16 protein-coding genes are annotated in these 19,039 nt (G+C 44.8%); 7 read left to right on the forward strand and 9 right to left on the reverse strand.

Features of this window, described 5'->3' with window-relative positions; all coding sequences use genetic code 11:
• Positions 1 to 29: 29 nt before the first annotated feature.
• Positions 30 to 1,373, reverse strand: coding sequence for a phosphoethanolamine transferase (locus M1F05_RS18395; RefSeq protein WP_206083396.1), 1,344 nt, complete (start codon positions 1,371 to 1,373; stop codon positions 30 to 32).
• A gap of 514 nt (positions 1,374 to 1,887) precedes the next feature.
• On the opposite strand from M1F05_RS18395, the gene M1F05_RS18400 reads away from it, so the two are divergent.
• The 4 genes from M1F05_RS18400 to M1F05_RS18415 are packed head-to-tail and all read left to right on the forward strand — an operon-like array spanning position 1,888 to position 5,914.
• The gene (locus tag M1F05_RS18400; RefSeq protein WP_206083395.1) at positions 1,888 to 2,640 is read left to right on the forward strand and encodes a sugar phosphate isomerase/epimerase family protein; all 753 of its coding nucleotides are present in this window, start codon (positions 1,888 to 1,890) and stop codon (positions 2,638 to 2,640) included.
• A 3-nt stretch (positions 2,641 to 2,643) separates the two neighbouring features.
• Positions 2,644 to 3,627: a sugar kinase gene (locus M1F05_RS18405; RefSeq protein ID WP_206083394.1), complete on the forward strand. Its 984-nt coding sequence runs from the start codon at positions 2,644 to 2,646 to the stop codon at positions 3,625 to 3,627.
• A 13-nt stretch (positions 3,628 to 3,640) separates the two neighbouring features.
• Positions 3,641 to 4,921: an MFS transporter gene (locus M1F05_RS18410; protein ID WP_206083393.1), complete on the forward strand. Its 1,281-nt coding sequence runs from the start codon at positions 3,641 to 3,643 to the stop codon at positions 4,919 to 4,921.
• Between the two features lie 12 nt (positions 4,922 to 4,933).
• Complete coding sequence (locus M1F05_RS18415; protein WP_206083392.1) at positions 4,934 to 5,914, forward strand: NAD(P)-dependent oxidoreductase; 981 nt, start codon at positions 4,934 to 4,936, stop codon at positions 5,912 to 5,914.
• Positions 5,915 to 5,963: 49 nt separating this feature from the next.
• Here M1F05_RS18415 and M1F05_RS18420 read toward each other — a convergent pair whose 3' ends face one another.
• Together M1F05_RS18420 and dsdC are read right to left on the reverse strand one after the other, a co-directional pair.
• Positions 5,964 to 6,986 (reverse strand): LacI family DNA-binding transcriptional regulator, encoded by a 1,023-nt coding sequence (locus M1F05_RS18420; protein ID WP_206083391.1) that lies wholly within the window; start codon positions 6,984 to 6,986, stop codon positions 5,964 to 5,966.
• 80 nt (positions 6,987 to 7,066) lie between these two features.
• Positions 7,067 to 8,020 (reverse strand): DNA-binding transcriptional regulator DsdC, encoded by a 954-nt coding sequence (gene dsdC / locus M1F05_RS18425; protein ID WP_206083390.1) that lies wholly within the window; start codon positions 8,018 to 8,020, stop codon positions 7,067 to 7,069.
• 209 nt (positions 8,021 to 8,229) lie between these two features.
• Between dsdC and dsdX the strand changes: the two genes are divergently transcribed.
• Entirely contained in the window at positions 8,230 to 9,567 is a 1,338-nt protein-coding gene (dsdX, locus tag M1F05_RS18430) for a D-serine transporter DsdX (protein ID WP_206083389.1), read from the forward strand.
• Between the two features lie 12 nt (positions 9,568 to 9,579).
• Complete coding sequence (gene dsdA, locus M1F05_RS18435) at positions 9,580 to 10,914, forward strand: D-serine ammonia-lyase (protein ID WP_206083388.1); 1,335 nt, start codon at positions 9,580 to 9,582, stop codon at positions 10,912 to 10,914.
• A gap of 43 nt (positions 10,915 to 10,957) precedes the next feature.
• On the opposite strand, the gene M1F05_RS18440 is transcribed toward dsdA, so the two are convergent.
• From M1F05_RS18440 to M1F05_RS18465, 6 genes are read right to left on the reverse strand one after another with little or no spacing between them, the layout of a single operon-like run.
• Positions 10,958 to 12,007: an osmoprotectant NAGGN system M42 family peptidase gene (locus M1F05_RS18440; protein ID WP_206083387.1), complete on the reverse strand. Its 1,050-nt coding sequence runs from the start codon at positions 12,005 to 12,007 to the stop codon at positions 10,958 to 10,960.
• Between the two features lie 5 nt (positions 12,008 to 12,012).
• A complete protein-coding gene (locus tag M1F05_RS18445) occupies positions 12,013 to 12,783 on the reverse strand; it encodes a FadR/GntR family transcriptional regulator (RefSeq protein ID WP_206083386.1) in 771 nt (256 codons plus the stop codon).
• Positions 12,784 to 12,801: 18 nt separating this feature from the next.
• A complete protein-coding gene (locus M1F05_RS18450; RefSeq protein ID WP_206083385.1) occupies positions 12,802 to 13,596 on the reverse strand; it encodes an ATP-binding cassette domain-containing protein in 795 nt (264 codons plus the stop codon).
• On the reverse strand, positions 13,593 to 15,410 hold the full coding sequence (locus tag M1F05_RS18455) for a dipeptide/oligopeptide/nickel ABC transporter permease/ATP-binding protein (RefSeq protein WP_206083384.1): 1,818 nt from the start codon (positions 15,408 to 15,410) through the stop codon (positions 13,593 to 13,595). Before M1F05_RS18455 ends, M1F05_RS18450 begins: the two co-directional genes overlap by 4 nt.
• On the reverse strand, positions 15,407 to 16,354 hold the full coding sequence (locus M1F05_RS18460) for an ABC transporter permease (RefSeq protein WP_206083795.1): 948 nt from the start codon (positions 16,352 to 16,354) through the stop codon (positions 15,407 to 15,409). The genes M1F05_RS18455 and M1F05_RS18460 overlap by 4 nt, the downstream gene beginning before the upstream one ends.
• 18 nt (positions 16,355 to 16,372) lie before the next feature.
• Positions 16,373 to 17,932 (reverse strand): ABC transporter substrate-binding protein, encoded by a 1,560-nt coding sequence (locus M1F05_RS18465; protein WP_206083383.1) that lies wholly within the window; start codon positions 17,930 to 17,932, stop codon positions 16,373 to 16,375.
• A 161-nt stretch (positions 17,933 to 18,093) separates the two neighbouring features.
• On the opposite strand from M1F05_RS18465, the gene M1F05_RS18470 reads away from it, so the two are divergent.
• Positions 18,094 to 18,756, forward strand: a complete 663-nt coding sequence (locus tag M1F05_RS18470) for a DUF1028 domain-containing protein (RefSeq protein ID WP_206083382.1) — start codon at positions 18,094 to 18,096, stop codon at positions 18,754 to 18,756.
• Positions 18,757 to 19,039: the final 283 nt, after the last annotated feature.

The following is a 19,039-nucleotide window of genomic DNA, read 5'->3' on the forward strand; positions in this document are numbered from 1 at the left end:
TATTAAGCCCTGCCTTTATTTTTGTTCAATTAATCCGCAACAACTTTTGTGTTAACCGTTGCAGGGGAAAGCACGGTATCCTGCGGTAAGCTGTCATATTTCACAAACTCATCTCGTGGGAAAACAAACACATCGATATCTTTTTCTGGTGTGATAGTGTCCGCGACAATACTTTTTGCTGGAGATGTCAGGTTCGTTTCAACCCCTAACCAAGACGCAAAGTAATCAAACAAATTCCACTCACTTAACGTTTCATCACGGAATTCACGTTGTGTATCGTCCGAATTCATCACCACTAGCGGAATTTGATACGCCCCTTTCACCAATTGTCCGTGGCGTAGATACAAGTTGCCCTCTTTAATGAAGCCTTTATATTCTGCCTCCAAAGCCGCAACGTGCTGCTTATTCGCTTTCACTAAACCTTGCCCATGGTCAGCAAAATACAGGATGGAGAATGGGTTTTCACCATTTTTATTGTTTTCTTGCAAAATGTTATACACGTCACCAATAAAATCATCACTGAGTTTTATCCCTGAGACATAACAATTCACCAGACTGCCCCACCCTGTATCAAACTGCTCAGGATTGATGTTGTAGTTCTCTTTGATAAGCCCACATGCGCCTTTTGGCCAGCCATCATGATGTGGCCCCCACATATGCACAAAAATCACTTTTTCTTTGTCTGACGGGTTATTTAATGCAGCTTTAAAGGCGGGCAGCATTTTGAAGTCGTTAGTGAGTTTATTCACACTATCGTCAACCGTAAATTTCTCTTGTACAAACAAGTTTTCAAACCCAGCTTTACTGTCCCTTACGGGTAAAAAATAATTGGCTTTTAAAAAGTAGTTCGTAAAACCGATTTCATCGTCCCCAAAACTACCGTTATTACCAATATAGTAGGTTTCATAGCCCACTTGGTTGGCAAGGTCAACAATGGAATTATTGTTGTAATATGGCTTTTCGTGGTGCTCAGCGATAGTGCTGAGATCATTTTTGGCTAATGCACGAGTCAGCGTTGGTACCGTATTCGACGCAGCGCTGATAAAGTGGTTAAAAAAACGACCATTTACTGAAGACAGAAACGGCGTGTTTTCCAATGGATAGCCATAGGTGTGCATATAGTTTTTATTGGTACTTTCCCCGATGATGACAACCTTTATCTTGTATTTGTCCGCATTTTTCTTGGTAATTTGAATATCTGTTTTGGTATTCACGCCATAACAAAGATCGGCGTTGGATTTTGCTGCTTGTATGAGTTCAGGCGTACATGCTTTGGTATACACTCCTGCATTTTCGGTGGTGTTCGCCTGCGCCCATGAAACTGTAGTCAGTAACAGCGTGCTGTAGAATGCGGTGGTATTGATTAATTTCATCTCCAGATCCTTCATTTTTATCGTTTATTTTTTCTATACTGATGGAGCAAACCGATAAAATTTTTTTGCATGGCTTTTCGCATAACTTTTTCCATAGCTTTTTGTCATAACAGCATGCACCAAAATTTCATCACTCAGTCAATATATTGAAATAATATTTCATTGAAAGCGTTAGGTTAAGAAATTAGGATACAAGTACCAATAAAAAATATCTAAAATGGAGAGAAAAATACCTTGTTTGTGTTATCACGACCTTTACTCAGCTTTTAATTTCTTTATTAAACAAATAATTACTGAGTTATAGCTGCCTTCCTATTCGGCATTTTTTTCACTTGCATTCATTACATTAAGAGTTGTGATGGAGATCGGTAATTCAGCGTTTACCAAGCCTGGATTAGTGATATAGCTCTTATTTTCCATTTTCCTCGCTAGAAACCAAAATGGAACCGATTCCATAATAAGTTATTCGCAATGGCAATGGGGTTTGTCCCCTCCAAGAAGACAGAGGAAAGTCATGAGCAAAGAAATTATTGTCGTTACCGCCGCCTACGGCGCACAAACCGTAAAACAGCTGGGGGGTCAACAGGCTTTATTTGATGTTATTCAAGGGGCAAACGCTGATGGTGTCGAGATCCGTCAAGAGTTATTGCTCCCCAACGATAACCTTGATGATATCGCTAATGGGCTGCAAACAAGGCAGCTCAGCGCGGTCTATTCTGTGCCAGATACCTTGTTTCAGCACCATTTACCGATTGAAATCACAAAACTACAGCGTTATTTCGACGATGCAAAAAAGTTGAATGCCTGTTTCCTTAAACTCTCGTTAGGTGACCTGCCAGAACAATACGATTTAACGGACGTTATCAACCTACTCAAACATTATTCCACCCGGCTAGTTATCGAAAATGACCAAACAGAGGTCGGTGGTCATATTGCCCCACTCCGACGCTTTTTTAAGGATGTCGTGGCACAAAATATGCCAATCAAAATGGCATTCGATATGGCCAATTGGCACTGGCTCGGTGAAAACCCTGTCGTTGCCGCACAACACTTTGCCCCTTTGGTCGCCTACATCCACGTAAAAGCCAGCCAGTTACGTGCAGATAATAAACGCGTTGCTGTTGCCCTTGATGATAGCAACGGATCATGGAAAGCCGTCTTAAAATTACTACCTAACAACGTTCCCCGCGGGATTGAATTCCCTCTTGAGGGTGATGACCTACGCGCGGAAACTGAACACTATGTTTCTCTGTTAAAGGAGATTTAATTCATGAAAAATCAATTAGATGTTGTAACCCTCGGCGAAGCCATGATGATGTTTGTGGCGATAAATACTGGTGAGCTCCATGAAGTTGAAAGCTTTGTTCGCCGTGCTGCGGGAGCAGAACTGAATGTGGCGATAGGTCTTTCTCGTATCGGCTTAAAAAGCGGCTGGGTGAGTCGCCTAGGCAATGATTCTTTTGGGCGCTTTATCCAAAGTACACTAGATAAAGAACATGTTGATCATCAATGTGTTAAATTCGATGAAAATTACCCAACGGGCTTTCAGCTTAAATCTAAAGCTGAAAATGGAACCGATCCCAAAGTGGAGTATTTCCGTAAAGGTTCAGCTGCAAGTCATTTAGACCTCACTGATTTCAATGAAGATTATTTTTCCTCTGCACGCCACTTACATTTAAGCGGCGTCGCCGCAGCGCTTTCTGCCACCAGTTACCAATTATTACTCTATGCTGCGAAATGGATGCGAAATGTAGGAAAAACATTATCTTTTGACCCTAACTTGCGCCCATCGTTATGGCGCAGTGAAAATGAAATGGTGGCGCAATTAAACCAGTTAGCCTTTCACGCCAATTGGGTCTTGCCAGGTTTAAAAGAGGGGAAAATCCTCACAGGTTTTGACCAACCCGAAGCCATTGCCGATTTTTACCTCTCGCAAGGGGTAGAAGCCGTTGTCATCAAAACAGGCGAGCAAGGCGCTTATTATAAAACATCAAATAACCAGCAAGGTATCGTCCCTGCTTACTTAGTCAAAAATGTGGTGGATACCGTTGGCGCTGGCGATGGCTTTGCCGTTGGGGTTATTAGCGCGCTTCTCGAAGGGTTATCTTTACCTCAAGCCGTCGAAAGAGGAAACTTTATCGGTGCAAGGGCTATCCAAGTGATTGGTGATAGTGAAGGCTTACCGACGAAAGCGCAGTTACAGCAAGAAATAATGGCATTTTCCCCCTCAACCACCGCAGATGCTGCGTGCTAAGAAGGAATAGATTATGACAATCAGAGCTCCTGCGATGTCACGTTGGTGGCGCATTATGCCAATCGTGTTTATCACCTACAGCCTTGCCTACCTCGACCGCGCTAACTATAGCTTTGCCGCTGCCGCAGGGATCAACGCCGACCTAGGGATTACCAAAGGGATGTCCTCCCTGCTTGGTTCCCTGTTTTTCTTGGGGTACTTTTTCTTCCAAATCCCCGGGGCTATCTACGCGGAGAAACGCAGCGTCAGAAAACTGATTTTTGCCTGTATTTTCCTGTGGGGTATGTTTGCCAGCTTGACAGGGATGGTCAGCAATATCCCCATGTTGGTGATTATCCGTTTCAGCTTAGGTGTGGTCGAAGCCGCGGTCATGCCAGCCATGCTTATCTACATCAGTAACTGGTTCACTCAATCCGAACGCTCACGAGCGAATACCTTTTTAATTTTAGGTAATCCCGTAACAGTGTTATGGATGTCAGTGTTATCGGGTTACTTAATCCAAGCTTTTGGTTGGCGTGAAATGTTCATCATTGAAGGTGTTCCCGCGGTTTTATGGGCATTTTTCTGGTGGCGAACTGCACGTGATAAACCAAGCCAAGTTAATTGGTTAAGCCAACAAGAAAAAGACGATTTAGACAAAATCCTCAGTGATGAACAAAAAAATATTAAACCTGTACGCAATTACCGCGAGGCGTTCAAATCACGCAATGTTGTGCTGCTGTGCGCACAATATTTCTGCTGGAGTATCGGGGTTTATGGCTTTGTGTTATGGCTACCTTCGATTATTCGTGGTGCATCAAACTTAGGCATGGTAGAAACAGGCTGGCTCTCTGCGGTGCCATATCTTGCCGCCACGTTGGCGATGATTTTGGTATCATGGGCTTCAGACCGTATGCATAACCGTAAATTATTTGTCTGGCCAATGCTCTTAATCGGCGCAGTGTGCTTTCTTGGTTCTTACATGCTAGGCAATTCAAATTTCTGGTTATCTTATACATTACTGGTGATTGCGGGTGCCGCCATGTACGCACCTTATGGCCCATTTTTTGCGATTATCCCTGAAATGTTACCGAAAAACGTGGCTGGAGGCGCAATGGCGCTGATCAACAGCATGGGGGCCTTGGGGTCATTCTTTGGCTCATGGTTTGTCGGTTACCTCAATGGTGCCACAGGAAGCCCAAGTGCTTCCTATATGTTTATGGGTCTAGCATTATTAGCCTCAGTGTTCTTTACGCTAATTGTGAAACCCAACCAAGAACCGAACAACAGTTCCGCTATCGCCAAACACGCTTAATAAGGGGCAACCATGAAAAAGAATGTTATTTTGTATAAAACGATCCCCAATACGCAACTTGCACGCTTACAGCAGCAATTTAATGTTACTGTTTTTGATGAAGTGACAGAAGAAAACAGAGCGAGTTTCCAGCAAGCATTAAGTACCGCAGAGGGCATTATTGGCGCAAGCTACCCGATTACGGCAAAAGAGTTGGCCCTGGCGCCACACTTAAAAGCAGCATCAACCATTTCAGTTGGCGTTGACCAGTTTGACATTGACGCTATGAATGCTCGTAAAATCCCCTTAATGCACACCCCCAATGTGCTCACTGAAACCACCGCAGACACTATTTTCACCTTAGTACTTTGCAGTGCCCGCCGCATTATTGAAATGGCGGAAATGGTGAAAAATGGTCAATGGACAAAAAGCATTGGCGAAAGTGATTACGGCAGTAACGTGAATGGCAAAACCATCGGTATTTTAGGTATGGGTCGTATTGGTTATGCCGTGGCAAAGCGCGCAAATGCAGGCTTTGGCATGCCTGTTCTCTATTACAGCAACCATGCACATGCAGAGGCTGAGACAAAACTGAATGCCCGACGCTGTGATTTAGATACGCTACTGAAAGAGTCTGACTTTGTTTGCGTGGTAGTCCCATTATTGCCATCCACGGAAAAACTGATCGGTAAAACCGAGCTGGCGAAAATGAAACCTAGCGCATTTTTGATCAATGGTTCTCGCGGGAAGATTATTGATGAAGCGGCGCTGATTGCAGCCTTAGAAAATGGCACGATACGCGGTGCGGGCTTGGATGTGTTTGAGGTGGAGCCACTACCAACAGATTCTAAACTGCTCACATTACCGAATGTGGTTGCCCTGCCCCACATCGGTTCTGCCACCCATGAAACGCGCTATGCGATGGTCGAATGTGCAGTCGATAACCTCATTGCCGCACTAAACGGTGACCTTAGCGAAAATTGCGCCAATATAAGCGCGATACAAGCACGCTAGTTTCTATCGATAACACAAAGAGGCGCTCCCCTCTTTGTGTTATCCGGCCTTACAATGTGGTTGAATTCCTCACCACTAACTCACCATGGAACAGATATTGTGTTGGGGCTTTTTCGGGATTTTCCAGCTTTTCTAATAAACACTCAACCGCTTTGTGGCCCATTTCGGCTGTAGGCTGTGAAACAGAGGTGATCCCTTGCCCAGCAAAGGCCGCCCATTCGAGGTTATCAAAACTGAGAAAGCCAATATCTGCCCCCCAACGTAACCCTTGTTGGTTCATCACATAGGCAAGCTGCAAGGTTAACACACCATTTGCCGCCACAATCGCTTTACGCATACCACGGTGCGAAGCGCAAAAGTTGGCAACGATGGAATCTAATTGCGCTGGGTCTGGTAAGGTGATTTGGTGAAACTCGCCTTTTACTTGCCCTTGCTGGTTTAGCAAGCGTTGGAAGGTTTGTAGGCGCTCTTTACGCGCGCTGTTATATTCAATGGGTTCGGTCACAAAGCAAATTGCCTCGAAACCTTGTTCTATCAAGTGGTTAAATGCCATCTCAGCAGATGCAGGGTTATCTAAGCCGACCATATCACATGGGAAATCCTCGATTTTTCTATCGAGTAAAACAAAAGGCAATGTGGTTTGTTTTAGCACATCAATAAATTGTGCGTTCACCCCCGCTGAATTAATAATTAACCCATCAACACGGTAGCCTTTTAATAACTGAATAAATTGGCATTCCAGCTCAATGCTATTGTTTGCATTGCACACCACCGTCATAAACCCTTGCTTGATGGACCCTGACTCGACCCCTTTAAGCACCTCCACCGAGAATGGATTTCCGATATCGGCAATAATCAACCCTATCAACCCTGTACGACCATGCTTTAAGCTACGCGCCATTTGGTTTGGGCGATAATTCAATTCTTGGATTGCTGCTTCAATACGTTGGCGCATGTTATCCGACAGCAAATGTAATTCACCGTTTAAATAACGTGAGATACTGGTTTTCCCTGCCTGTGCTTTGGCAGCCACATCTTTAATTGTTGCTACTTTTTGAATTTTCGGTGCCATCGCGCGCGTTTTTTCCATGTGATGAAAAGAAAGGCTAATGCCTTATCTTACTCTAATTAACAGCAATTTTCTTGCCATATTCATCTAACTTGCTGTTTTAGCCACTGAATAAAAATATCTGCTTTGGGGTTACGTTTTTCATTTAACATCGCAAAATAGTGGCGTTGTTGACACTTGAGTGCAATGTCACCAAAAGGCATCACTAGCTCTTGGCGCTTAATGCGCTTTTCAACCAACTGCTTGCGTCCCATTGCCACGCCCGCATGGTTCATGGCTGCTACAATCGCCAAGTCTGAGCGGTCAAAACACAGGTTCCGACGGTGAGGAAATAACGATAACTGGTAGTGTTCGCTCCACGCTTTCCATTCATCATAATCGGAGTTACTGCTCCAAGCCTGCCTGTCATGCAACAAAGTACAGTTTTTGAGTTGATAAATATTGTCCATCAAATCATGCTGCTTGGCATATTGTGGGCTGCATACAGGCACAATGGATTCAGGCATTAAATCTTCGCAATACAAGTTAGGCCGCGTAATATCATCGTAATAAATCGCCACATCAATACCATAACCACGAAAATTAACGTCATCATTCCCCGTTAATAAATTGAGCTGAATTGACGGGTATTGGTTAGTAAAGTCAGCAATTTTAGGGATAAGCCAACACTGGGCAATAGAAGGCCGTGAATACACGGTCAATTCCCCTGAAATCTCTTGGTTTTTAATATCCAGAATTTCTTGGTTGATATCATCCAAGTTTTTGCGCAGTGCCCAATAAATCCGCTCGCCGTCCGCGGTTAGCTCAATACGCCGATGAAAACGCTCAAATAACTTAAAGCCTAATTCCTCTTCAAGGGTATTAATTCGGTGACTCACTGCACTAGGCGTTAGCGCCAATTCTTGTGATGCAAGGGCAAAAGAACAATGACGAGCCGCCGCTTCAAAAGTGTGTAAACGGGAAAGCTGATGGCTTGACAGCCGCTTATGCCATTGAATAAAACCCGATTGCTCAAAGGGATTAAGATTAGGTGACATCGAACCTCCTCGGTCAGTTCTGCATTTTTCCAGAATAGCGCGTTTAACATGAATTATTATGATGCAAATCGGTAAATCACCCTTTTTTATGACCAATATCACGCCATTGAGTTAATTTAATTCACCTAAGACTTAAGTTTCATCGTTTGTCACTCCTGCATATTTATTATCCAATATAGGCACAACAACAAAATGATTAGGGGTAGGATATGGACTCTACAATGTGGATGCTCGGCACGCTGGTTATTAGTATCTTGCTGATCATCGTTTCAATTATTAAATTTAAGTTTCACCCTTTTTTAGCCCTTTTACTCGCCAGCTTCTTTGTCGGTATCTCCATGAAAATGAACCCGTTAGAAATGGTAAATGCCATTGAAAATGGGATTGGTGGTACACTTGGTTTCCTCGCCGCCATTATCGGGCTGGGGACTATCCTCGGAAAAATGATGGAAATCTCGGGGGCTGCGGAACGCATCGGCGTCACCTTACAAAAAAGCCGCTGGTTAACCCCCGATGTCACCATGGTGTTAATTGGTTTAATCTGTGGTATCACCCTGTTTGTTGAAGTCGGTGTGGTGTTATTGATCCCACTGGCGTTTTCCATTGCCAAAAGAACCAATACCTCGTTATTAAAACTCGCTATTCCACTTTGTACTGCACTGATGGCAGTGCATTGCATCGTGCCACCACACCCTGCCGCGCTATTTGTCACCAATGAATTAGGTGCAGATATTGGTACGGTAATTGTTGCAGGGTTGGCTGTGGGGCTAGTGGCTTCATTAGTGGGTGGGCCACTATTTCTGAAATTCCTAGGTGAGCGTTTACCGTTTAAAACCGTACCAGAGGCATTTTCTGACCTCGAGGTGCGTGACGAAAAAGACTTACCCTCTTTAAGTGCCACATTATTTACCGTTTTACTGCCAATTATTCTCATGTTAATCAAAACAGCCGCTGATTTAAACATGAGTAAAGACAATCAGTTATATACCTTACTACAGTTTATCGGTAACCCCATTACCGCCATGTTTATTGCCGCGTTTGTCGCGTATTACATGTTAGGTATTCGCCGTAATATGGGCATGAGCGTATTACTCAGTAAAACCGAAGAAAGCTTTAGTTCGATCGCCAATATCTTACTGATTATTGGTGCAGGTGGTGCATTTAACGGCATTTTAAAAGGTAGCGGACTGAGTGATTCTCTTGCGTTAGTGCTTTCTGGTATCGACATGCACCCAATTTTGCTGGCATGGTTAGTGGCGATTATTCTGCACGCTGCTGTCGGCTCCGCCACTGTTGCCATGATGGGCGCCACCGCCATTGTGGCACCGTTAATGCCAATGTACCCACACATCAGCCCAGAAATTATGACATTAGCCATTGGTTCTGGTGCGATTGGTTGTACTATCGTCACAGACTCCCTGTTCTGGCTGGTTAAACAATATTGTAATGCCACCTTGGCTGAAACATTCCGTTTTTATAGTGTCGCCACCCTTATCGCATCCCTTGTTGCGCTGGCAGGCACCTTTGCACTTTCATTTGTGATTTAAAAGAGAGTAATTATGACTCAGATAAACGTGAATAAGTTAATTGCTGACTACCCTTTAGTTCAGGACTTAATCAATTTAAAACACGTGGCATGGTTCAACCCTAACGCCACCACCACAGAAGCGGGTTTACCTTATGTGGGGCTGACCATTAGTGATGTTCAAGATGCCGAAGCGCGTTTAAACCGTTTTGCACCGTATTTGATGAAAGCGTTCCCAGAAACACAAGCTACTCAAGGGATTATCGAATCTGATGTAGTTGCAATCGCCAATATGCAAACCGCGCTCGAAGCGCGTTACCAAACGCCAATCACCGGGGAAATTTTATTAAAGAAAGATAGCCACTTGCCTATTTCTGGCTCTATCAAAGCGCGCGGGGGGATTTATGAAGTACTCACTCACGCCGAAAAACTAGCACTTGGGGCAGGGTTGTTATCCATTGATGATAATTATGAAGTTCTATTTTCTGATAAATTCCGCCAGTTCTTTAGCCAATATAGTATCGCGGTTGGCTCAACAGGTAACTTAGGGATGTCTATCGGCATCATGAGTGCCAAATTAGGCTTTAGCGTCAGTGTGCATATGTCTGCGGATGCGCGCCAGTGGAAGAAAGACAAACTACGCTCACATGGCGTTAATGTCGTTGAATATGAACAAGATTACAGCATTGCCGTTGAACAAGGTCGTAAAGAAGCAGAACAAGACCCAAATTGTTTCTTTATTGATGACGAAAACTCCACAACCCTATTTTTAGGTTATGCCGTCGCGGGGCTGCGTCTGAAAAAACAATTTGCGGAACAAGGTGTTATTGTTGATAAAGACCACCCACTGTTTGTCTACCTGCCTTGCGGTGTCGGCGGTGGCCCTGGCGGGGTTGCCTTTGGGTTGAAACTGGCATTTGGTGACGACGCACACTGCCTGTTCGCGGAACCAACGCATTCACCGTGCATGCTTTTGGGCGTCCACACTGGATTACACGATGGTATTTCTGTACAAGAAATTGGTATTGATAATATCACTGCCGCAGATGGCCTTGCTGTAGGGCGTGCCTCTGGCTTTGTAGGCCGTGCGATGGAGCGGTTAATCGACGGGTATTACACCCTTGATGACCAAGACATGTATAACTTGTTAGGGTTACTCAACAAAACAGAAGACATCAAACTAGAACCCTCTGCTCTTGCGGGTATGACAGGCTGCGTGCATGTCACACAGAATACTAATTACTGGCAGTCTAAAGGCCTTAGTGCACAGCAAATGGCGAATGCCACTCACCTTGTTTGGGCAACAGGTGGCGGCATGGTACCGAGTGACGAAATGCAAAAATATTTAGCACAAGCCAAACTGAGTTAATCATCCTACCCCCTTCAATACTGTGGAGGGGGTTTCTCATCGATTACTGCCCAGGCAGTGGAACTAAATCACTTTCAATATAACGCCTGACTAGCGTGGCTAATGCCACCAATGAATCCATGTGTGTTCTTTCCCAACCATGGGAACTGTCGAGTGCAAAACACGCCAATGCCGCACGAATATCCCACCCTGCATCAATCGCCGCGGCACTGTCTGAGCGGTAATGTTTGAACGTATCGCGAACATGGGGAATATCGTATTGCTGGCACAGTTGCAATAAATGGCGGGTGATTGCCAAATCAAATGGCCCTGTTCTATCGCGAAACGCTAGCGTCAGTGAATCATCCCGCGTTGCTTGGTCTGGCCCTGATACTGAGTTGTCTATCGCCAATAACTCTTGCACTTGTGAGCCAAAACCATGGGTTCCACCAATACCAACTTCCTCAGAAATCGTGAACATCATTTGGCAAGAAACCGCAGGCACAACGCCATCATCCACCAGCGATTTCAGAGCAGCTAACATGACGGCACAGCCTGCTTTGTCATCCAAATGACGAGAAACAATAAAACCGTTATCAATGAATTCAGGTTGAGCATCTACCGCAACAATGTCTCCCACGTTCAAACCGTGAGATTGCAGATCAGCAAGGTTATAACAAGGAGCATCTAAGCGGATTTCGAGGTTATCCCAATCCGCCACTTGAGTGTCAACCTCTGTATTGAAGCGATGCCCTGATGCTTTTAAAGGCAAAATTGTGCCGCGGTACTGGTGGTTATCACTAAATACTGTCACCCTTGCACCTTCTGCAAAACGCGCAGCCCATGTCCCCGTGTTACGTAACGCTAAGCGGCCGTTAGACTTTAACTGGGTGACCATGGCTCCCAAGGTATCTAAGTGAGCAGCCAGTGCACGTTTGGGTTCATCCCACCCTAATGTAATGTGCAGTACCCCACGGCGCGTATACTGTGGCTTGAAGCCCAATTCAGTCAGCCATTGGTGAGTCTGCGCAACCGCTTTATCAGTCATCCCAACAGGACTCGGCGTTTGTAACAATGTGCGTAATACATTTGCTAGATATGCTGTGTCGATCATGATGATTACCTATCTTCACTTAAAAAACGTTCTTGTAAGGTGGCTTGTAGAGCCAACATGGCGTGTTCTGCATAATCCATGTGCGCTTCCATGACCGCTTGTACTTTTTGTGCATCTTTGCGGCGCAAGGCTTCTATCAATTGGTATTGGTATTCAATACCTTGGCGTCTATCAACGGGTTCAGGTTTCAAATAAATATCTTTACAGACGGCTAAATCTTTCAGTAACCGCTGAAGAAAATGACAAATAAATACTAAAAGCACATTATCCGAATAGCTCGCGACAACCGTGTGGAAATCGAGCTCCGCCATCCGCTGTTGCCAACGCTCTTCTTCGTCAGCAGGTTCATGGTCGTAAATAGCGATGATTTCGTACAGTTTTTGAATGCCTGCATTATCGATTTTTTCCATCGCACTCACTGCCACAACAGGCTCCAACAATTTTCGCAATGTATAGATATCCTTGATGGAAATATCCCGCGTAAATAAATAGTTAGATAACAAGCTCATGGCCCGTGATTCCGTCATTGAATCAATAAATGCACCGCCTCCTGGGCCCGTTTTGGTCTTTATCAGCCCTTGAACTTCGAGGGATTTTAACGCCTCCCTGACCGTGCTTTTACTCGCGCTATAACGCTCAATCAGGTCTTTTTCTTGGGGTAACCGATCACCGGGGCTGAGATTGTCCGCCATAATGGTTTCTTTAATGGCATTCACAATTTCATCTGTCCGTTTAATGCGAACCGGCTCAATTGCCGATGGCTTATCGATACTCATAGTTGCTCTCAACAAGTTTTAATAGGTCCGAATACGTGGCGCACTCGATAATAGGTTTTGAGTATACGCATGTTCAGGAGCCGCAAATAGCTGACGGGTTTCACTGCACTCAAGCAAATCCCCTAAATACAGCACGGCAACTCTGTCAGCGATTGATTCCACGACGGCTAAATCATGGCTAATAAATAAATAGGAGAGTGAAAATTGCGCTTTTAACTCTTCCAGAAGCAGTAAAACTTGGGCTTGCACGGATACATCCAAAGCACTTACGGGCTCATCAAGCACCAATACCCGCGCATCAGCAGCAAGTGCCCTTGCTATCGCCAAGCGCTGAGCCTGCCCACCTGAAAACTCATGGGGGTAGCAAGCTAATGAATCCATTGGCATATTGACGGCTTCAAGTAATTCTACCAATCGATTAGTACGCTGTGAGGGAGCCATGTGCTTTAAATATTTCAATGGAACCGATAAAGTTTCCCCAATGGTTTTTCGTGGATTTAACGATGCAACAGGGTCTTGAAAAACGTACTGAATCGCTTGTCCAAAGGCCTTAGCACCTTGCTTTTGCCACTGTGCCTTGCTTTGACCCAAAACCTGAATGTCCCCTGAGGTGGCATTTTCCAGCCCCACTAAAATGCGGGCGAGCGTACTTTTCCCTGAGCCACTTTCGCCAACAACCGCCAATGTTTCCCCTTCATACAATGACAGTGAAATATTTTTCAGAGCATGGACTTCCCGCCCTTTGGGATGAAATAGGCTACGAGGCTGCCCAAATGTTTTCACTAGCTGATTCACTTCAATCACAGTATTCATGGTGCCTCCTGCGCTGCGTTTAGACTTTTGTCATCGGTTTCATTGCGATAAAGCGCGGCCACTTGCGTTAAAAATTGACGGCCTTCCCCCAGTTTTGGAACACTAGCAATTAGCCGTTGCGTGTAAGGGTGTTGCGGGTGCTGCAATACCGTTTGAGTCACGCCCGTTTCCACTATTTCCCCTTGTTGCATCACAGCAACCCGGTCGCAAATTTGGTTAATCACGGCGAAATCATGGGTAATAAACAACAGTGCTACACCCCGTTCGCGGCGCAGTTTATTCAGTAATTCTAAAATTCTTGCTTGAACAGTCACATCCAGCGCCGTTGTCGGTTCATCCGCTATGATAAGCACGGGGTCGTTTGCCAGCGCCATGGCAATCCCCACCCGCTGGCGTTGCCCGCCTGATAACTCATGAGGATAAGCACTGAATCTGTCAGCCGCATCAGGGATCCCCACGCTATCAAGAAGTTCGATGGCTTTCACTTTCGCCACTTGGTTGGATAACGCTTGGTGAGCGGTGATAGCCTCCTGAAGCTGTACGCCAATCGTAAACTGCGGATGCAGTGTCGTCAGTGGGTCTTGGAAAATATACGACACCCGTGCGCCACGCCGCCGTTGCATAATAGAAAGCGGCAAGGACAACATCTCTTCATGTTCCACATACACCCCACCCGCTGTAATCACCGCGGGCGGCGAAGCCAACAACCCCATAATGGACAGCGCGGTCACGCTCTTACCCGAGCCACTTTCCCCTATGAGACCAAGGCACTCACCAGCACCAACGGTAAAACTAATCCCTTTGACGGTTGGACGTAGCTGGTGGCCTTGGCGAAATGCCACCGCAAGGTTTTTCACTTCCAGCACGGCCTGAGTGCCTGCCGTTTTAGCTGGGATATTCACGCGATCTGTTTGGGTCATTGGCTGTGATCGGTGTAAAGCCCCTGATTTTAAACGTGGATCGAGAATATCACGCACGCCATCACCCAATAAGTTAAAACTGATAACAATTAGGAAAATCATAATACCTGGCACTAAAGCGACATGAGGCGCCACAAACATTTGTGCGCGCCCTTGCCCTAACATCGAACCGAGATCAGCATTCGGCGGTTGTGTGCCTAAACCTAAAAACGAAAGCCCTGCGGTTTCTAAAATCATCCAACCAATAGTCGTCGACATAGTGACCACGATAATTGGCAGTACATTAGGTAAAACCTCAGTTAATAACACCTGTAAATGATTCTTACCTGACAATCTTGCTGCCTGAATGAAATCTCTATCACGCAGCCCGACCGTTAACCCACGGATATTTCGTGCAAAAAAGGGAATATTGACTAAAGCAATCGCATATAACGCATTTAATAAGCCTGGCCCTAATACCGCGACAATGGCCAGTGCCAATAAAATATAAGGAAATGCCATAAGCATATCGATACAACGCATCAATATAGTGTCTGTACGGTGACCAACATAGCCTGCAATTAAGCCTATTAACGTTCCAAAAACGGCAGCAATAAGCGTGGCAGAGATCCCCACCATCAGTGATACTCTTGTCCCCCATAATAAACGCGATAAAATATCACGCCCCAAATGGTCGGTACCTAAAACATGCCCCGATGAAAAAACAGGTAATAAGCGGTTCACTAGATTGGTTTCATCTGGGTTATCCAATGGTAGCCAAGGCGCCAATAATGCCAGTAGTATGATGACCATTAAAATTACCAACCCAATCGTCGCAAGACGGTTCGCTAGCAATAGCGAGCCAATAGATTGTCGATGGCGATGTTGAATAATCGGTGTTGTCGTTTGGCTCATGATTTCAACCTCGGATCTAACATGGCTTGCAGGACATCAGCAAACAAATTGATAAACACGTAAGACGCCGCTGCAATCAAGACGCCCCCTTGAACTAAGAATAAGTCTCGGGTTGCCACGGCTTTGACCAACATTGCACCTAGCCCTGGCCACTGAAAAACAGTTTCGATATACACCGCGCCACCAAACACAAAACCCGCTTGAATCCCAATGACGGGGATAACGGAAACCAGTGCCATACGAAAGGCATGACGGAAAATGACTTTACGCTCACTGAGCCCTTTGGCTCTCGCGGTTCGAATGAAATCGAGGCGTAAAACTTCTAGCATGGCCGTTCGTGTTAATCGGGCAATGACGCCAGTAGCAACAAGTGATAGCGTAATGACAGGTAATACAAGGTGATGCAATAAATCCCCTAAGCCGCCACCTTGCCAAATATCATACATCCCTGATGCAGGGAACCATTGCAGTTGAACGGAAAAAACCATAATCATCAATAACCCAATCCAGAAGGATGGCATTGAAATCCCTAATAAAACCGCTAAAGTAATGAATCTATCACTCCAACTAAACTGGCGAATAGCAGAAATGATCCCTGCCAATAAGCCCAACACGGAGCTCAATAATAAAGCGCTACCCCCCAGGACTAAGGTCGCCGAAAAACGTTCTAATACTTCATCAACGACGGGGCGGTTCAGTACAAACGAGCGGCCAAAGTCCCCCGATATTAAATTCTGCATCCAAATAAAATACTGTTGGTATAACGGTTTATCTAAACCAAGCTCCGCTTTTACACGCGAAACATTCTCAGGTGTCGCCCAAGGCCCAAGGAGCGCTTGAGCTGGGTCACCAGGGATCATCGCCATGATCAAAAAGACAATCAGCGTCAAACCAATCAATATGGGAATGGTCGCTAAAATGCGCTTTAAACAGTATAACCACATCATTTTTTCCCCATAAAATTAGTTTTTACGAACATCTTTAAGTAATAAATTAAAGTTCGGTTGTAATTTGAAGTGCTGAACATGCTCACTTGCCACGGCATTTTGCTTCCAGTTAGCGACAAATAACCAAGGCGCATCTTGATGAACAATTTTTTGCACTTGTTGATACAGTGCAGCACGCTCTTTAAGGCTATTGGTGACCCGCGCCTTATCCAACAATGCATCAAGTTGTTTATTACTGTAATAACCTGAATTGAACCCGCCTTTATCAGGCCAAGAGGCGGAATGTAAGGTCAAGAAGGGCAATGTATCAGGATCATTGGTCATCCATGCCATCTCCGCCATGTGCGCCTCTTTTAGCCCCGCATTGACTTTCGACAGATAGGTATTCCATTCAAAAGTTTGAATTTCCACCGATAACCCAACCGCTTTTAAATCCGCTTGGATTGCTGTTGCCATCGGAATAGGGTCTAACATGCCTGAGCCCCCTTCTGTCACGTAAAACACAATTTTCTGCCCTTCGGCTCCAGCCTCTTTAATAAGCTCGCGGGCTTTTTTCGGATCATAAGGATATGCTGAGGTTTCTTTATCAAATGCCCAATCGAACGCGGAAGGGATCGGACCTTCCGCGACATCCGCAGAGTCTTGAAGAATATATTTAACAATATTTTGCTTATTCACTGCATAGTTCACCGCTTGGCGAACACGCACATCATCAAACGGTGGTAATGAAGCATTTAACATGCTGTACCACACATGAGGGCCTGTAGCTTCGTATACCCGAAAGCGACTATCCCTTGCAAAAAGGGGAACATTATCAGCAGGGACTTCAACCATTGCATCAATGCCCCCAGACAACATCTCTGCTACGCGCGTATTGGCATCAGTAATTGGACGAAAAACCACGTGTTTTAGGGCTGGTTTACCCTCCCAATAGTTGTCATTAGCTGACACAACCACTCGTTGGTTGGCAGTCCACTCATCGAATTTAAAAGGCCCTGTACCACTTGGGTGGCGACTAAAATCTTTACCGTATTGCTTAACCGCAGCAGGTGACACAATCAGGCCTGCGGGTGTCGCTAAATTCGACAAAAAAGGTGCAAAAGGTTCTTTTAACGTAAAAACCACAGTTAAATCATTGGGGGTATTAATCTTGTCGATAGCAGAAAAGAAAAACGACAGCGGAAATGGCCCAGTAAAATAGTAAGGGTGCTGATTATCCAACATACGTTCAAATGTAAACTTCACGGCTTGCGCATTAAATGGGCTACCATCATGAAACCGAATATTGTCACGTAACTGGAAAGTATAAGTTAGCCCATCATCACTGACGTTCCATGACTTTGCGAGAGCAGGTTCAAGCGTCAACGTGCCATCCGTATTGCGTACCAGCCCTTCATAGATATTGACTAAAATCCGTGAGTCATTCGCTGCCGTTGCCACTTGAGGGTCTAGAGATTGCGGTTCTGCAACCTGCCCTAACAGCAGCACATCATTATATTTTGACGCCTGAGTCGGTAATGAAAACAAAGAGAGCAGCAAAACAGCTGCAATCCACCTACCTAAACGTATTCTCATACAACCCCCCAGTGTTAACCGTGCTATGTGGTATTTGAAATGTGATTTGTGTCAATTTTGTTAATTATTTTATCTTTTTCTTTATTTATGATGATAAATTATATTTCACGCAACAATTTATAATGATAAATTTGATCGATGTCTAATTTATGAGGTGTAAAATGACATTTTCAATTGTGGCGCGTTGTCCACAAACAGGGAAAATTGGTGCAGCAACGGCAACTGGCGGCCCTGCTGTAGGGGCGTTAGTCCTGCATGGTGCAAGTTATGCTGGTGCAATCGCCACACAAGCCATGACAAATCCCATTGCAGGTTTAAGGGGAATTGAGCACTTACAGCATGGTCTATTTGCAAGTTCATGCCTCAACAGATTGTTAACGGAAGATGAAACTCCTGAACGACGGCAGTGGGTTATTATCGACCATGCTGGCAATAGTGCAGATTGGACTGGGCAAGCTTGTTTGCCTTGGTGCGGGAGCTTGTCAGAAAAAAATGTTGCAATAGCGGGAAATATGTTAGTGGGTGAACAAGTCATTGATGCCATGCACCAGTGCTACCAGAAAAATAGGGGTCTTGAACTCGCCGATAGGCTATTACTCGCTATGCAAGCAGGCGCAAAATCAGGTGGGGATTATCGTGGCATACGTTCAGCCGCGCTAAAAATATGGAGTAACCGCCAATATGCCGATATTGATATACGTTGTGACTGGTCAGAAGCCCCCTTAACTAAGCTAGAGATCATCCTTCAACAGGTTCGTGCCGAGGATTATGCTGATTTTTTCGCTCAGATCCCCACAGGAAATGAATATATTACTAATAATTAACCTCTATGTGGTGTATATCGACCAATAAAGTAAAATAACTGAATGATATACACCCCATTATTAGATGGTTATTTTTCCATCTAACTGATAGGTGCTTAATATTTTTGTATTTTTATCACAAGAAATTTTATAAATATATTATTAATTAATAGATTTATTAATAATATTTAATTAAACAATTCGATCTTTAATCCCACTATATTTATCTCACCTATTTCACATTCTGATATATCTGAGTATTCGCTCAAATAAACAACGCGTTGGTTATATTTATTTTTCATCG

Origin of the sequence: Providencia sp. PROV252, assembly GCF_033676005.1 — a bacterium.
Lineage (GTDB): Bacteria > Pseudomonadota > Gammaproteobacteria > Enterobacterales > Enterobacteriaceae > Providencia > Providencia vermicola.

Bases quoted from the DNA above. Each gene is read 5' to 3' on its own strand.
- M1F05_RS18455 (WP_206083384.1), bottom strand. From the start codon at position 15,410: ATGAGCCAAACGACAACACCGATTATTCAACATCGCCATCGACAATCT.
- dsdC (WP_206083390.1), bottom strand. From the start codon at position 8,020: ATGTCACCTAATCTTAATCCCTTTGAGCAATCGGGTTTTATTCAATGG.
- M1F05_RS18400 (WP_206083395.1), top strand. From the start codon at position 1,888: ATGAGCAAAGAAATTATTGTCGTTACCGCCGCCTACGGCGCACAAACC.
- M1F05_RS18470 (WP_206083382.1), top strand. From the start codon at position 18,094: ATGACATTTTCAATTGTGGCGCGTTGTCCACAAACAGGGAAAATTGGT.
- dsdA (WP_206083388.1), top strand. From the start codon at position 9,580: ATGACTCAGATAAACGTGAATAAGTTAATTGCTGACTACCCTTTAGTT.
- M1F05_RS18450 (WP_206083385.1), bottom strand. From the start codon at position 13,596: ATGAATACTGTGATTGAAGTGAATCAGCTAGTGAAAACATTTGGGCAG.
- M1F05_RS18465 (WP_206083383.1), bottom strand. From the start codon at position 17,932: ATGAGAATACGTTTAGGTAGGTGGATTGCAGCTGTTTTGCTGCTCTCT.
- dsdX (WP_206083389.1), top strand. From the start codon at position 8,230: ATGGACTCTACAATGTGGATGCTCGGCACGCTGGTTATTAGTATCTTG.
- M1F05_RS18405 (WP_206083394.1), top strand. From the start codon at position 2,644: ATGAAAAATCAATTAGATGTTGTAACCCTCGGCGAAGCCATGATGATG.
- M1F05_RS18395 (WP_206083396.1), bottom strand. From the start codon at position 1,373: ATGAAATTAATCAATACCACCGCATTCTACAGCACGCTGTTACTGACT.
- M1F05_RS18420 (WP_206083391.1), bottom strand. From the start codon at position 6,986: ATGGCACCGAAAATTCAAAAAGTAGCAACAATTAAAGATGTGGCTGCC.
- M1F05_RS18415 (WP_206083392.1), top strand. From the start codon at position 4,934: ATGAAAAAGAATGTTATTTTGTATAAAACGATCCCCAATACGCAACTT.
- M1F05_RS18445 (WP_206083386.1), bottom strand. From the start codon at position 12,783: ATGAGTATCGATAAGCCATCGGCAATTGAGCCGGTTCGCATTAAACGG.
- M1F05_RS18460 (WP_206083795.1), bottom strand. From the start codon at position 16,354: ATGTGGTTATACTGTTTAAAGCGCATTTTAGCGACCATTCCCATATTG.
- M1F05_RS18410 (WP_206083393.1), top strand. From the start codon at position 3,641: ATGACAATCAGAGCTCCTGCGATGTCACGTTGGTGGCGCATTATGCCA.
- M1F05_RS18440 (WP_206083387.1), bottom strand. From the start codon at position 12,007: ATGATCGACACAGCATATCTAGCAAATGTATTACGCACATTGTTACAA.